Origin of the sequence: Rahnella sp. BCC 1045 (assembly GCF_019049615.1) — a bacterium.
GTDB lineage: Bacteria > Pseudomonadota > Gammaproteobacteria > Enterobacterales > Enterobacteriaceae > Rahnella > Rahnella contaminans.
The window spans coordinates 92,546-107,011 of record NZ_JAFMOZ010000134.1; the positions used below are offsets into that span (position 1 = coordinate 92,546).

The following is a 14,466-nucleotide window of genomic DNA, read 5'->3' on the forward strand; positions in this document are numbered from 1 at the left end:
CCGGGTCTTTGGTCGGTGTGGGCCGACGCCCACGGTCTTGACCTTAAGCCCGCTTGGGTGGCAACCCAAGGTCTTGGTGACCTTAAACGGCCGCCCCTTTTGCAGCGGCCCACTCTGCAAAACTCAAAAATGATAGGCCACGGCGTTTTCCTGCTCCGGCCACGACTGCGATCTGTACGGTTTAGCCGGATAGTTGATCTCCACGCTGCGTCGGCGGAAATCACTCGGGCTCACCCCTACCCGCTTGCGGAAAACACGCGAGAAATACAACTGATCGTCATATCCCACCACGCGGCCAATCGTCGCAATGGATTCCTGGGTAGTTTGTAACAGCAGTTTGGCGCGGATCACCCGCTGATCTTCACGCCAGCGCAGAATGTTGATACCGACCTGTTCGCGGAATAAATGCGCCAGCCGTGAAGGTGAGAGGCAAACGTGGCGCGCAACTTCGTCAATGCGCAGTTCTCCGGCCAGATTACCGGTAATAAACTGGCAGGCTTCAATGACGCGCGGATCCATAATCTTTTGTGGACTCTGCGGATCTTCTTCCATGGCACGCAACAACAGGCGTTCCAGCAGATTCATCCCTAATTCTTCGCAGAAACGACGACCTGATTTTTGGGTTTGCTCGATATTGGCAAAAAGGCGGTCGAACTCCAGCAATAAGGTGTTGTTCGGTAGAGAAAGACGCCCTACGTCGCGGGTCTTGGTATGCCATTCCAGCCAGTCAGCCCAGTAGGCGCGCGGGCGGAAATACACCCAGCGGTGATACCAGGAATCGGCATTGGCCGAGCGGCTGTATAAATGGCGCGCTTTCGGCGGGAACAACAACAAATCACCAGGATTGCAGTAAAACGTATCTTCACCGTCAAAGACTTTCCCCTGACCTTTGACCGTCAGGTTAAGAATGTAACCTTTCATCCCGCCCGGACGATCGATGGCGAAATCCAGTGGCCCGTCAGCGAGGATCGGTGTCATACCGGCGACCAGATAGGCGTTGAAACTGTAACCCGGTAACAGCGGATTTTGCTGCTGATCCTGAATCATACGGTGATACATCGAACCTCCTGAAACTTCACTGGGCTATGGACTTTTCATCTATTCTAATCGGCGGTGAAAACGCTGCCAGTAAAGGTTACTAATTTGTGAACAACCACGCGTTTTTACGGCATTTAACCGATGAGAGCGTTAAATGCCGTGGGGTAAAGCTGTGAAAGCGTTATCACAGAACAGGGTTAAACCGTCTTTTTAGCTTTCTGTTTGTAGCGGTCGAAGATGACTGCCGCCAGCAGGATCAGACCACGTACGACATATTGCGAGAACGGAGAAATGTTCAGCAGGTTCATGGCATTTTCTACCGTGCCCAGGATCAGGATCCCCGACACCACGTAAGAAATTTTACCGATGCCACCTTTCAGCGACACGCCGCCCAGCACGCAGGCAGAGATAACGATCAGTTCAAAGCCCAGCGACGTCATCGGCTGGCCGCTGGTCATTCGCGAAGCCAGAATGATCCCCGCCGCCGCCGACACCAGCCCGGAAAGCACAAAGATGATAATTTTAGTACGAACGACCGGCACACCCGCCAGCCGCGCCGCATCCTCATTACCGCCAATCGCCAGCGTGTTGCGGCCAAACGTGGTTTTGTTGAGCAGCAGGCCAAAGATAATCAGACAGCCGACCGTCAGCCAGATTGGCGCGGGCAGCCCGAACCAGTTGGCATAGCCGAGCGCGAAGAAACGTTCGTCTTCGATACCGACCGCTTTACCGTCAGAAATGATGTACGCCAGACCGCGCACAATCTGCATGGTGGCAAGTGTGGTGATCAGCGCGTTGATTTTCAGACGGGCGATAACAAAACCGTTGAGCAAACCGGTCAGCATTCCGAGCAGCAAACCGGCAGCGACGCCAATCCACAGACTTTCGGTCATGTTGATGACCACTGCCGTGGTAACACCCGCGCAGGCAATCACCGAGGCGACGGACAGGTCGAAGTCGCCGGATGCCAGACAGAACAACATTCCGCAGGCCACCATGCCGGACATTGAAATCGCCAGCCCCAGCCCTTTCATGTTGATGAAGGAACTGAAGTTCGGCACAAAAATCGTACAGGCGAGAAACAGCACGGCGAAGACCACCAGCATGCCGTAGCTGTCCCAGATTCGCATCAGGCCTTGCCCGCTGCGCGACGCAGCAGAAGGTTGATCCGGTTTGGCTGAATTGGTTGTCATACTCGACATAATATTTTTGCTCCTCAGTCAGGCAGCGTCAGGGGCAGAGTCAAGATCTGGCGTCCGCAACATGGCGAGCCCCAGCGCTTTTTCTTCAGTAGCGTCGTCGTGCAACAGTTCGCCGGAGATGGCGCCTTCGCGCATCACCACAATTCTGTCCGCCAGACCCAGCACTTCCGGTAAATCACTGGACGCAAACAGCACGGCAATGCCCTGTTTCGCCAGTGAGTAAATCACGTTGTAGATTTCATGCTTGGCGCCGACGTCAATACCGCGCGTCGGTTCGTCGAGCAAAATGACCTTCATTTCTTCCGACAGCCAGCGGCCAAGAATAGCTTTTTGCTGATTACCGCCGGAAAGGTTCATGATCAGCTGCTGGTCGCTCGGGGTTTTGATGTTCAGCGCTTCGATATGCTTGCGCGCATTTTTGGCTTCCCAGGCGTTGTTGATCAGGCACCCCGCTTTCACCGTTTTGCGGCGGGCGCTGATGTTGATATTGTCGCGCACTGAATGCACCGGAATGATGCCGTCGGCCTTGCGGTCTTCCGGGCACAGCATAATGCCGAGGCGGATGGCGTCAGCCGGTTTGCGGATATTCAGTGCTTCGCCGTCCAGCCTGACGGTGCCGCCGGTAATGCGCGTGCCGCCGAACAGGCCTTTCATCAGCTCGCTGCGCCCTGCGCCGACCAGCCCGAAAAGACCGACAATTTCCCCCTGACGCACGGTCAGGCTGACCGGCGTTCTCACGCCTGGTGCTTTGACGTCGTCCAGTTCCAGACGGATTTCGCCGTGCGGACGCGGCGCGTAACCGTAGATATCATCCAGATTGCGGCCGACCATAGCCTGCACCAGCTTGCTGTTATCGACCTGCGTCATGTCGTCGAAGGTCCGCACATAACGGCCATCTTTGAAAACAGTGACAGCGTCACTTAATGCAAAAATTTCTTCCATACGGTGTGAAACATACAAAATGACGCGCCCTTCGGCACGTAACTCGCGGATAACGCGGAACAATTGTTCAATTTCACGGGCAGACAGCGAGCTGGTCGGTTCGTCGAACGCAATGATTTTGGCGTTACGCGCCAGCGCTTTCGCAATTTCCACCATCTGCCACTGGCCGATGGAGAGATATTTCAGCGGCGTGTCCGGGTCGATATCCAGCCCGAGATGTTCCAGCTGTATTTTGGTTTCATAGCGCAGCAATTTGCGGTTCACGAACCCGTGTTTACTCGGCAACTGCCCGAGATAAATGTTTTCTGCCACCGTCATTTCCGGCACCAGATGCAGTTCCTGATAAATGATCGCCACACCGGCATCGAGCGCATCGGTGGTGTTGTTAAATGCTACCGGCTGGCCTTTGATGTGAATGTTGCCCTGCGACGGCTGGTAGTTTCCGCTGAGGATTTTCAGCAGCGTGGATTTCCCCGCGCCGTTCTCGCCCATCAGCGCATGGATTTGCCCGGCATAACAATTGAAAGAAATACCGTCCAGCGCTTTCACGCCCGGAAAAGTTTTGCCAATGTCATGGAATTCCAGATACGGCGTGGCCGCATCAAACTCCGTCAGCGACGGTGTCAGCAAAGGCGTCTTGTTTGAAGATTGCTGAGTCATAGTGGCTACCTGGAAAAATATGTGAAGGATTTCAAACCGATTACTGCACAACAGAAAACAGTCGCACTTCTTAACCGTCGTCCGTGGTGCAGTAACTCAATTCAGATCAGGCAAAAGTTACATTAAGCCTTTCTTCTTCAGCTCTTCTTTGAAGTTGTCGCGGGTGATCAGCACAACGTCGGTCACTTCGGTGAATTTCGGCGGTTCAACACCTTTGGTCACCCACTCATTCAGCATCTGGATACTTTTGTAACCGTGGATATCCGGGCTCGGTAACAGGGAACCGTAGAAGCCGGTTTGCGCGCTTTTTGACAGCTCATTCACCGCGTCAACCCCGTTGATGCCGATGCCGATCACGTTCGCCGCTTTAAAGCCCTGACCTTCTGTTGCACGCACGCCACCCAGAACGGTGTTGTCGTTCATGCCGATAATCAGCCAGTTTTTCACTTCAGGATGTTGCACCAGCAGGGAGTTACCGGCGTCCAGTGCGCCCGGGATATCGTTGGATTTTGTCGGCACTTTATAGATTTGTTTTTCAGGGAAACCGGCGGCTTTCAGCGCATCCATAGAACCGCTGGTGCGGCGGCGTGCGGTATCCAGCTCATCCGCGGTAATCGCCATTACGCCGGTATCAGCCACTTTCCAGCCGCGTTTTTGCATTTCCTTATACAGTTCCTGCCCCTGACGTTCGCCGATTTTGGTCGCCGCCATCATCACTAATGGCACTTCTTCCATCGGTTTGCCTTTGGCATTCACAAACTGGTCATCCACCTGGATCACTTTCATGTCATAGCTGCGGGCTTTGGCCATGATGGCAGGCCCCAGACGCGGATCCGGCGTACAGATAACAAACCCTTTCGCGCCGTTCGCCGCCAGGCTGTCGATGGCATTCAGCGTTTTTTCGCCATCCGGCACGGCAATTTTAATGACCTCGAAATTCAGGTCTTTACCGGCCTTATCAGCGAACCGCCATTCAGTCTGGAACCACGGTTCTTCCGGTTGTTTAACCAGAAAACCCAGCTTCGGATTGTCTGCTGCCATAGCTGAATGTGACATAACAGCCGCTAACCCGACCGCCGCCAGCGCCTTAGTGAATTTATGCATGATGTTCTCCGACTTTTATTGTTGTTTTTCACGATTCCGGCCTTAATCCGGGTGGCTGTCCGCAATCATGAAAACGTTATCATTGGCGTAAGGAAACAAAATCAGAGCGCGGCGAAGTCCGGTTTATAGCGGATTTGCGTCACGCTCTGTTGTAAGACGCAGTAAGTTTTAGCGGTAATTTTGCAGCGGAATGTAGAGCGCTATCACACGGCGGGAAAACAGCAGGTTTGTACATAGATATAGCGATTTTAGCCAAACACTAACATTTGACCAACCTCACAGAAACATCATGGGGAGCAGATTTGTGCATACTTCCAGCTAACGCCTCCTCACTCACTTTTTGCCATCCTCCTACTGTTAGAGCAATTCGATTCGCCGCCGTAATGACTACGGCAAACCTGAAGGAGTGAGAAAGAATGACGCAAGGTGCGATTGCTCTTGGTCTTGATTTTGGCAGCGATTCCGTCCGCGCACTGGCCGTTGATTGTCAGACCGGTGCCGAAATGGAAACCGACGTGGTTTACTACCCGCGCTGGAATGAGGGCCGTTACTGTGATGCGGCAAAAAATCAGTTCCGCCACCATCCCCTTGATTATATTGAAGCGATGGAACAGGCGATTAAAAACGTCGTACAACGTCTTGGCAACGAACGCGCAGCACGCGTGGTCGGTATCGGCGTGGATTCCACCGGTTCCACACCCGCACCGGTCGATAAAGACGGCAACATTCTGGCGCTGAATCCTGAGTTCGCCGAAAACCCGAACGCCATGTTCGTGTTATGGAAAGATCACACGGCGATAGAAGAAGCCGAAGAAATTAACCGTCTGTGCCGCAGCGGTGATTTCCCCGACTATTCCCGCTATATCGGCGGCGTTTACTCCTCCGAATGGTTCTGGGCCAAAATTCTCCATGTTTCCCGCGCCGACCCTGCTGTCACCAAAGCCGCCGCCTCCTGGGTGGAATTATGCGACTGGGTGCCCGCCCTGCTCTCCGGCACCACCGCGCCGGATAAAGTCGTACGTGGCCGTTGCAGCGCCGGACACAAAATGCTCTGGCATCCGTCGTGGGGCGGCCTGCCGCCGAAAGATTTCTTCGCCGCGCTCGATCCTTTGCTGGTTGAACACCTGCCGTATCCGCTGTTTACCAACACCGTCACCGCTGAACAGGCTGTCGGCACGCTGACGCCTGAATGGGCAGAACGCCTCGGCCTGCCCGCCTCCGTCGTGCTTTCCGGCGGCGCATTCGACTGCCATATGGGCGCAGTCGGCGCGGGCGCACAGCCTTACACGCTGGTCAAAGTGATCGGTACCTCCACCTGCGACATCCTGATTGCCGATAAAGAACGGGTAAACGACCGCGCCATCGCCGGAATTTGTGGTCAGGTGGAAGGCAGCGTGGTGCCGGAGATGATCGGCATGGAAGCCGGACAATCCGCGTTTGGCGATATGTATGCGTGGTTCAGCCGCCTGCTGAGCTGGCCGCTGATTCAGGCCGCTAAGGCGCATCCGGAACTGAAAGAACAACTCACCGCCTTGCAAAAAAATCTGCTGCCCGATCTGACCGCCGCGTGGGCCGCCAATCCGAAGCTGGATCACCTGCCGCTGGTGCTCGACTGGTTTAACGGACGCCGGACACCGTTTGCCAATCAGCGTCTGAAAGGCGTCATTACTGACATCAATCTCGGCACCGAAGCACCGGAACTGTTCGGCGGTTTCATTGCGGCAACCGCCTTTGGTGCGCGCGCGATTATGGAATGTTTCGAACAACAGGACATTCCGGTTGAAAACGTTCTCACGCTCGGCGGTATTGCCCGTAAATCGCCGGTCATCATGCAGGTTTGCGCCGACGCCATGAACCGTCCGTTGCAGATTGTCGCCTCCGATCAGTGCTGCGCGCTGGGTGCCGCCATCTTTGCTGCCGTCGCCGCCGGAGAATTCAAAGATGTCCCTGCCGCCCAGGAAAAAATGGCGTGCAGCATCGAACGCACGTTGCTGCCAGATCCGCAGCGCGTCGAACAATACCAGCGTCTGTACGAACGTTATCAGCAATGGTGTGCAACCACTGAACCGCTGTTTGCAGCGAAGACAGCACACTGACTATTTTTTTCGAAAACGGTTTTTTCAAACATCTGAAATTCAGGAGTGATTAATGGACGCGTTTAAACATCTCGAAGTGTGGTTCGCTATTGGCAGTCAGCATCTGTACGGGCCGGAAACGTTACGTCAGGTAAAAGAGAACGCCGAGAAGGTAGTCAATGGCCTGAACGCAGAAGCCGGATTGCCGGTCAAACTGGTGCTCAAACCGCTGGTCACCACGCCGGATGAAATCACCGCACTTTGCCGCGAAGCTAACTATGCGAATTCCTGCGTCGGCCTGATTACCTGGCTGCACACCTTCTCTCCGGCCAAAATGTGGATTGCCGGTCTGAGCATCCTGCATAAACCGCTGTTACAGTTCCATACACAGTTCAATGCTGAAATTCCGTGGGATTCCATGGACATGGACTTCATGAACCTGAACCAGACCGCACACGGCGGCCGTGAATTCGGTTTCATCGGCGCGCGCATGCGTCAGCAACATTCCGTGGTCGCCGGTCACTGGCAGGATGGCGAATCGCACCGCCGCATCGCTCAGTGGATGCGCGTTGCCGCGGCGAAGAATGAAAGCCAGCATCTGAAAGTGGCGCGTTTTGGCGACAACATGCGTGAAGTGGCGGTGACCGAAGGCGATAAAGTGGCCGCGCAAATCCAGTTCGGCTACAGCATCAGTGCCTATGGTATCGGCGATCTGGTCAGCGTCATCAACGAAGTCAGCAAAGGCGATATCGATACGCTGGTGGAAGAGTATGAATCCACTTACCGCCTGACGGATGCCGTGAAACTCAACGGCGACCGTCGTGAAAACCTGCTGGACGCAGCAAAAATCGAACTGGGGATGACCCGTTTCCTGGAGCAGGGGAAATTCGGCGCATTCACCACCAACTTTGAAGATCTGCACGGCATGAAACAACTGCCGGGGCTGGCGGTACAGCGTCTGATGCAAAAAGGCTACGGCTTTGGCGGCGAAGGCGACTGGAAAACCGCGGCCCTGCTGCGCATCATGAAAGTGATGGCCAGCGGCCTGAAAGGCGGCACGTCGTTCATGGAAGATTACACCTACAACTTCAAGCCGGGCAACGATCTGGTGGTTGGCTCGCACATGCTGGAAGTGTGCCCGTCGATTGCCAAAGAAGAAAAACCGTTGCTGGATGCGCAATACCTCGGCATAGGCGGCAAAGCTGATCCGGCGCGTCTGATTTTCTCCACCCCGGCAGGCCCGGCGGTCAATGCCAGCGTCATCGACATGGGCGATCGCTTCCGTCTGCTGGTCAATCAGGTGGATACCATCGAGCAGCCACATCCGCTGCCAAAACTGCCGGTTGCCCGTGCAATCTGGAAAGCCCAGCCTTCTCTGGCAACGGCGGCTGAAGCTTGGATCCTCGGCGGCGGCGCGCACCACACGGTGTTCTCTCAGGCGCTGGATATCGATGCACTGCGGTTGTATGCGGAGCTGTCCGGGATTGAGTTGCTGGTGATTGATAACGACACGACTCTGGCGGACTTCAAGAATCAGATCCGGTGGAATGAAGTTTATTACAAATTGTGCAGTCGCTGATTTGCTTGCAGAAGGCCGCTGCAATGGCGGCTTACACTGCTAAAGCAGATCGAAAACATTTCGGTTTCTTACGTGCGGTGATCACTTAACGCGCTGCGCCGAAACCGCCCAAAGGAGGAAAGTGCTCTTCCTCCTTTGGAATCCTCCACGCTTTTTCCAACAAGCGCTTCGCTGGCTGGCAATGTTTCAGGGACTTTTGCTGTTGCCGCAAAATCCCGCCGCTGCGCGGTTCCTTCCAGTCGGATTACAAATCGCGCGAAAAGATACGCGGTTTTCCACCTCTCCTTCCAGCGTGATTTTTGAAAGCGGCCACGGGCTATGTAATCCGAAAGATGGATGCTGGCTGGTTTTTATTTACTCCTTCCCCTCTCACGCGGGGAAGGAGTAAACCAACTCGTTGTTATTTTTGAGAAAATTTAGATGGCGCGCTCAGAAATTTTGCTGACTGAGGGTTCGAGACCAATGGCTCGAAGCCCTCGGGGAAGGAACCGCGCAGCGGCAAGATTTCGCGCCACATTAGATTGTTCCAGAACATGCCCGTCGACCCGGCGATAGCGCGTGTTGTAAAAAGACGCGGAGATTCCAAAGAGGGCTCGTCATAGCCCTCTTTGGTCGGTTTCGGCACCAGACGCTGAGCGGTCACCGCACGTGAAAAACCGAAATATTCCCGGTCATCCGTAAGCCGCCTGCAAAGGCAATTTGGTCACCTTTCTATAAGGTGTCACACCCCGGTCACATTCCCCCTTTACCCTCACCTCCACTAATAAGTCCCAAAGAGGATAGTACAACCATGATCATTCCAGCTCATACCGGCGGGAATGCGCCGTCGCGCACCTGTCCCGCTATCGCTATCCATCAGGTTTCCCATTTCTTCGGGAGCAACCCGGTACTCAATCACGTCAATTTATCGGTGCCGGAAGGCACGATCCTCGCCCTGCTCGGCCCTTCGGGCTGCGGGAAAAGTACGCTGCTGAAAATGCTGGCGGGCTTACTGCATCCCGCATCGGGGCAGATCAGTTTCGACGGCGAAATCGTCGCCAGTGGCTCGTTCAGTCTGCCGCCGGAAAAACGTAATCTCGGCATGGCGTTTCAGGATTACGCGCTCTGGCCACACATGACCGTTCGCCAGAACGTCGCGTTTCCGTTGCAGATGCGCGGAATTCGTGGCGCGGCGCAGCAGGAAAAAGTGATGGCGGCGCTGGAACGCGTCGGGCTGGCGGATTTTTTCTCGCGCCGCCCTTCTGAGCTCTCCGGCGGGCAGCAACAGCGTGTGGCACTGGCCCGCGCCATCGTCGCCGAACCCCGCATCCTGCTGTTTGATGAACCGCTGTCGAATCTCGACCGCGATTTGCGCGAAAGCCTGTGTGAAGAAATGGCGGTGTTGTTGCGCCAGCTCGGCACCACCGCGGTTTACGTCACGCACGATCAGCACGAAGCCCACGCGCTCGCCCATCGTATTGCCCGTATGGACAAGGGCGCGATTGCCCGTATTGACACGATTGATCCTTCCGTAATTTCACCTTTTGTTGCTTAACCTCTGATGGGATAAAAATGATGAACCGCACAGTCAGCACTTTTCGTAAGAACAGCACAACGTTTTCCCGTACTAAAACAGGCGTAATGACCGCAATGACTCTTTCTCTCGCAATGGCAGCAGGCAGCGCGCAGGCGCTGACGCTCTACACCGCCGGGCCGGGTTCTCTGGCAAAAAAACTGGCGGCAGGTTATGAAAAACAAACCGGTGTGAAAGTGGATGTTTTCCAGGCCACCACCGGCAAAGTGATGGCCCGCCTGGACGCCGAGCAGGCCAATCCGCGCGCTGACGTTCTTATCTCCGCATCCTGGGATAACGCAACCGATCTCGAAAAACGCGGCTGGCTGCTGGAATATCAAAGCCCGAACGCAGAGCAGGTTCCGGCGCAATTCAAAACGCCTTACTACGTCGCGCAAGGAATTTCCGCGCTGGGTATCGTGTGGAACACCAAAAGTGGTACCACTGAGCCAAAAGACTGGGGCGATTTAGCCAAACCGGAATTTAAAGACAAAGTGACCACGCCTGACCCTTCGCTTTCCGGTGCGTCGCTGGATTTGCTGATCGGGTTACAAAATGCCCACGCACAGCAGGCGTGGAAGCTGTTTGAGGATCTGAAAGCCAACGGCATGATTATCGCCGGGCCAAACGCACAGGCGCTGACGCCAGTGTTGCAGGGCGCGAAAGCCGCGGTGTTTGGCGCGGTGGATTATGTCTCTTACGCCAGTGTGCAGGACGGCGAATCCGTCAGGGTGATTTTCCCGGTCAGCGGTACCGTGATCGCCCCGCGTCCGATGATGATCCTCAAATCCAGCCAGCAGCAGAAAGAAGCCAAAGCGTTTATCGATTACGCGCTTTCGCCTGAAGGCCAGAAACTGGTAGCCGATGCGTGGCTGATGCCCGCGCGCACCGATATCGACGCCAAACGTCCGTTGTTTAAATCACTGAAACTGTTGCCGGAAGCCTCTCAGGCCTCGGCGTCGCGCAAAGAAGTGCTCGAGCGTTTCGCAAAACTGTTCGGTCAGCAGTAAGTCAGTCACGGGCTGCGAAGGCAGCCCGTTTCCCCTCCCCGAACAACGACGACAAATACCATGAACAGAAATGCTTTTTTGCCCGGCGTAACGGGCATTGCGTTGTTATTGCTGGTCGCCGTGCCGGTCAGCTTTGTGATTTTACAGGCGGTTTTCCCGCATCTCGATACCGGTGCTTATTCCGCACCGTTCAGCGTATTTACCCGTGTGTTCGCCGAACCTCAGCTGCGTGAACTGTTTTCCACCACGATCAAAGTCGGGCTGGGCGTCGCGCTGTGCAGCGGATTAATCGGTATTCCGCTCGGCGCGCTGCGCGGCCTGTTTGCCCTGCCGGGTGCGGCGTTGTGGGATGTTCTGTTTCTGGTGCCCTTTTTGCTGCCGCCTTATATTGCTGCCCTGTCGTGGATGCTGGCGCTGCAAACCCGCGGTTATGTGCAGCAACTGGTGCCGTGGCTGCATCTCAACGATTTCCTGTTTTCCACACCGGGCATGGTTGTGGTCATGACGCTGAACGTCTTTCCGGTGGTGTATTTCGCGGTGTCGCGCAGCATGGCCGCCAGCGGCAGCCGTCTGGCAGACGTGGCACGTATTCACGGCGCTGGCCCGTGGCGCGCCTTTTCCCGCGTGACATTACCCATGGCACTGCCCGCTATGGCATCAAGTTTGCTGCTGGCATTTACGTTATCCATCGAAGAATACGGCGTGCCGGGCGCGCTCGGTTCGCGCAGCGGCGTGATGCTGCTGACCACCGGCATCGAAGCGCGCCTTGCCGACTGGCCGATTGATTTACCCGGCGCGGCGGTGCTTTCACTGATGCTGGTGGCGATCGCGCTGTGCGCTTACAGCGTTCAGCGCGCGGTGGTGGCGGGCAAAAATGTGGAAAGCATGACCGGCAAACCCGCCGATATCACACAAAAACGGCTGAAAGGCTGGACGATCCCGGTGCTGGCATTATTCACGCTGGTGACGGTGATTGCCGTGGCGCTGCCGATTTTATCGACGCTGGCTACAGCGTTTTCCGGCACGCTTTCTGGCGGACTTTCGCTGTCGAACCTGACATTACGTCACTTCGGCGCGCTGTTTACCCCACACGGCGACGCGATCAGCGCCCTGTCGACCAGCCTCAGTCTGGGGCTCGGCACGGCATTCATCGCGGGCGCGACGGGCTTTCTGGCGTCGTGGCTGGTGGTGGTCAGGAAGATCCGCTGTTCGGCGCTGATTGACGGATTGTCTTTGTTACCGGCGGCGCTGCCGGGGATCGTGGTTGGTGTCGGGCTGATCCTGGCGTGGAACCGCAGCTTCTGGCCGGTTACACCTTACAACACCTGGGTGATTTTGCTGCTCGCCTATTGTTGCCTGCTGCTGCCTTATCCGGTGCGTTACGTCAGCGCGGCGTTAAAGCAGATCGGCGGAAATCTGGATGCGGCCGCGCGGGTGCATGGGGCGACGGCAGCGCAAACGCTGCGGCTGATCCTGCTGCCGCTGGTCTTTCCCAGCCTGCTGGCGTCGATGATGATGGTGTTTGCCGTCGCCTCTCGCGAACTGGTGACGTCGCTGCTGCTTTCACCGGCAGGCGTGCAGACCGTATCGGTGTATGTGTGGCGGCAGTTTGAACAGGGATCGGTAGGAGATGGCATGGCAATGGCGTCAGTTGCGGTGTTACTGAGCCTGACGCTGATGCTGGCAGCCGTCAGGCTTCAACGAAAACCGCTGGCTTAGCTCTCCCGCTGCGGTTCGGTCTGCGGGCGGTCGCCTGCCGGAATTAACAGACCGGCGGCGACCGCCAGTACGGAAATAATCGCGGAAACCATAAAGACCCAGTGCAGGGACGCCGCCACACTTTCGGTCAGCGCCGCCAGATGATGGCTTTCCATCGCATTGCGCGTGGCTTTTTCCATCAGTTGCTGAACCGGATCGTTCACCTGAGGCAGGCGATATTGCAGATTGAGATTCAGCGTTGCGCCCAGCACGGCGGTGCCGATTGCCGAGCCTAACATGCGGGTAAATAAGGTGGATGCGGTCGCAATCCCGCGGATTGCCGGTTCCGCATTATTCTGCACCGACACAATAAACGTGGTATTCGCTAACCCCATTCCCGCGCCGATTGAAAACGCCGCCAGACGCGCCACCCACAGCCCGGAATCTGGCGAAAGAAACAGCAGCGCCACACTTCCGCCCAGCAGTAAAACGCCGCCCAGGACCGCTGTCGCGCGGTAAGACGTCGCCTGCATCAGACGGCTGCTGAGCATGCTCGCCAGTGGCCAGCCGATGGACATCAGCGCCAGCGTGGTGCCTGCTTCCAGCGGCGTGCCGCCGAGAACGCCCTGCACGTAGGTCGGCAGAAACGCGCTGATCCCCATCATCGTCGCGCCGATAATCAGGCCGCCAATGTTACCGGCAATAATCACTTTGCTTTCCCACAACGCCAGCGGGAACAGCGGCTCAGGCGCTTTGCGCTCCTGGCGGATCAGCAAATATCCGCTGACCACCGCCAGCACAATCAGCGCCAGCGCCCAGTAGCCCAGCACTTCGGCCTGAAGCAACGCCAGAAGCAGCGCCGCAACGGAAAGCGTCAGATAACCGGTTCCGGCCAGATCCAGTTTATGTTGTTTACGCTGCCCGTCCGGCGGCAGGTATTTAACCAGAATTGCCATCGCCACCAGACCGATCGGCACGTTAACCCAAAACACGACGGCCCACGGGAAATGCGAAACGATAAATGCCCCCATCAGCGGGCCGACAATCGCCGAAACGCCCCACACGCTGGACAAATAGCCCTGCGCTTTCGCACGTTCCTGCGGGCCATAAACATTGGCAATCAGCGTGGTCGCAATCGGCGTAATCGCCCCTGCGCCCAGACCCTGCAAGGCACGGAAAGCAATCATCCAGGCCAGCGAGGGCGCGAATCCACACAACACGGAGCCGATGAGAAACAGCGTCGTCCCGATGAAAAACATTTTCCGGCAACCGTACAAATCTGCCAGCCGGCCATAGATCGGCACGGTAATCGCCTGTGTCAGCAGATAGACGGCAAAGACCCAGCCGAGCAGCGAGAAACCGCCGAGATCACCGATGATGGTCGGCATCGCGGTCGCCACAATTGTGACTTCCACGGCCGCCATAAACATCGATAACATGCAGGCAGTGAGAATTAAGGGGCGGTGTGATGATTTTACAACGGGAGTCGTGACGGCCATGTTCTCTGTTTTCGTTAGATTATGCGCTCAGGCAGATAGGCAAACTATACACAAACTATAGACAAAAAAGCGGCTCAGGGTTTGGCACTCTGAGCCGCTTTGTTTCG

Annotated in this window: 10 protein-coding genes; 5 read left to right on the forward strand and 5 right to left on the reverse strand. The window is 56.1% G+C overall.

Annotated elements, in window-relative coordinates; genetic code table 11:
* Positions 1–123: 123 nt before the first annotated feature.
* The 4 genes from araC to J1782_RS17275 all read right to left on the reverse strand — a co-directional run bounded on the left by araC (position 124) and on the right by J1782_RS17275 (position 4,946).
* A complete protein-coding gene (araC, locus tag J1782_RS17260) occupies positions 124–1,059 on the reverse strand; it encodes an arabinose operon transcriptional regulator AraC (protein ID WP_217153595.1) in 936 nt (311 codons plus the stop codon).
* Positions 1,060–1,235: 176 nt separating this feature from the next.
* Positions 1,236–2,243 carry an L-arabinose ABC transporter permease AraH gene (gene araH, locus J1782_RS17265; RefSeq protein ID WP_371819794.1) on the reverse strand — a complete coding sequence of 336 codons (1,008 nt, stop codon included), beginning with the start codon at positions 2,241–2,243 and terminating at the stop codon, positions 1,236–1,238.
* 15 nt (positions 2,244–2,258) lie between these two features.
* Positions 2,259–3,842 (reverse strand): L-arabinose ABC transporter ATP-binding protein AraG, encoded by a 1,584-nt coding sequence (araG, locus tag J1782_RS17270; protein WP_152326163.1) that lies wholly within the window; start codon positions 3,840–3,842, stop codon positions 2,259–2,261.
* A 117-nt stretch (positions 3,843–3,959) separates the two neighbouring features.
* Positions 3,960–4,946, reverse strand: a complete 987-nt coding sequence (locus tag J1782_RS17275) for an arabinose ABC transporter substrate-binding protein (protein ID WP_152326162.1) — start codon at positions 4,944–4,946, stop codon at positions 3,960–3,962.
* Between the two features lie 416 nt (positions 4,947–5,362).
* Here J1782_RS17275 and J1782_RS17280 point away from each other — a divergent pair, with 416 nt between their 5' ends.
* From J1782_RS17280 to J1782_RS17300, 5 genes are all read left to right on the forward strand, one after another.
* Positions 5,363–7,042, forward strand: a complete 1,680-nt coding sequence (locus J1782_RS17280) for a ribulokinase (RefSeq protein ID WP_217153596.1) — start codon at positions 5,363–5,365, stop codon at positions 7,040–7,042.
* A gap of 52 nt (positions 7,043–7,094) precedes the next feature.
* Positions 7,095–8,600: an L-arabinose isomerase gene (araA, locus tag J1782_RS17285; RefSeq protein ID WP_217153597.1), complete on the forward strand. Its 1,506-nt coding sequence runs from the start codon at positions 7,095–7,097 to the stop codon at positions 8,598–8,600.
* A 790-nt stretch (positions 8,601–9,390) separates the two neighbouring features.
* Positions 9,391–10,134: an ABC transporter ATP-binding protein gene (locus J1782_RS17290; protein WP_217153598.1), complete on the forward strand. Its 744-nt coding sequence runs from the start codon at positions 9,391–9,393 to the stop codon at positions 10,132–10,134.
* Positions 10,135–10,220: 86 nt separating this feature from the next.
* Positions 10,221–11,162 (forward strand): ABC transporter substrate-binding protein, encoded by a 942-nt coding sequence (locus J1782_RS17295; protein ID WP_371819795.1) that lies wholly within the window; start codon positions 10,221–10,223, stop codon positions 11,160–11,162.
* Between the two features lie 60 nt (positions 11,163–11,222).
* Positions 11,223–12,881, forward strand: coding sequence for an iron ABC transporter permease (locus J1782_RS17300; protein WP_217153599.1), 1,659 nt, complete (start codon positions 11,223–11,225; stop codon positions 12,879–12,881).
* On the opposite strand, the gene J1782_RS17305 is transcribed toward J1782_RS17300, so the two are convergent.
* Positions 12,878–14,359, reverse strand: a complete 1,482-nt coding sequence (locus J1782_RS17305; RefSeq protein WP_217153600.1) for an MDR family MFS transporter — start codon at positions 14,357–14,359, stop codon at positions 12,878–12,880. The two genes, J1782_RS17300 and J1782_RS17305, sit on opposite strands and share 4 nt — an antisense overlap.
* Positions 14,360–14,466 lie beyond the last annotated feature (107 nt).

Coding starts and splice junctions, on each gene's coding strand:
- J1782_RS17290 (WP_217153598.1), top strand. CDS start 9,391: ATGATCATTCCAGCTCATACCGGCGGGAATGCGCCGTCGCGCACCTGT.
- J1782_RS17295 (WP_371819795.1), top strand. CDS start 10,221: ATGACCGCAATGACTCTTTCTCTCGCAATGGCAGCAGGCAGCGCGCAG.
- J1782_RS17280 (WP_217153596.1), top strand. CDS start 5,363: ATGACGCAAGGTGCGATTGCTCTTGGTCTTGATTTTGGCAGCGATTCC.
- araA (WP_217153597.1), top strand. CDS start 7,095: ATGGACGCGTTTAAACATCTCGAAGTGTGGTTCGCTATTGGCAGTCAG.
- J1782_RS17305 (WP_217153600.1), bottom strand. CDS start 14,359: ATGGCCGTCACGACTCCCGTTGTAAAATCATCACACCGCCCCTTAATT.
- araC (WP_217153595.1), bottom strand. CDS start 1,059: ATGTATCACCGTATGATTCAGGATCAGCAGCAAAATCCGCTGTTACCG.
- araG (WP_152326163.1), bottom strand. CDS start 3,842: ATGACTCAGCAATCTTCAAACAAGACGCCTTTGCTGACACCGTCGCTG.
- J1782_RS17275 (WP_152326162.1), bottom strand. CDS start 4,946: ATGCATAAATTCACTAAGGCGCTGGCGGCGGTCGGGTTAGCGGCTGTT.
- J1782_RS17300 (WP_217153599.1), top strand. CDS start 11,223: ATGAACAGAAATGCTTTTTTGCCCGGCGTAACGGGCATTGCGTTGTTA.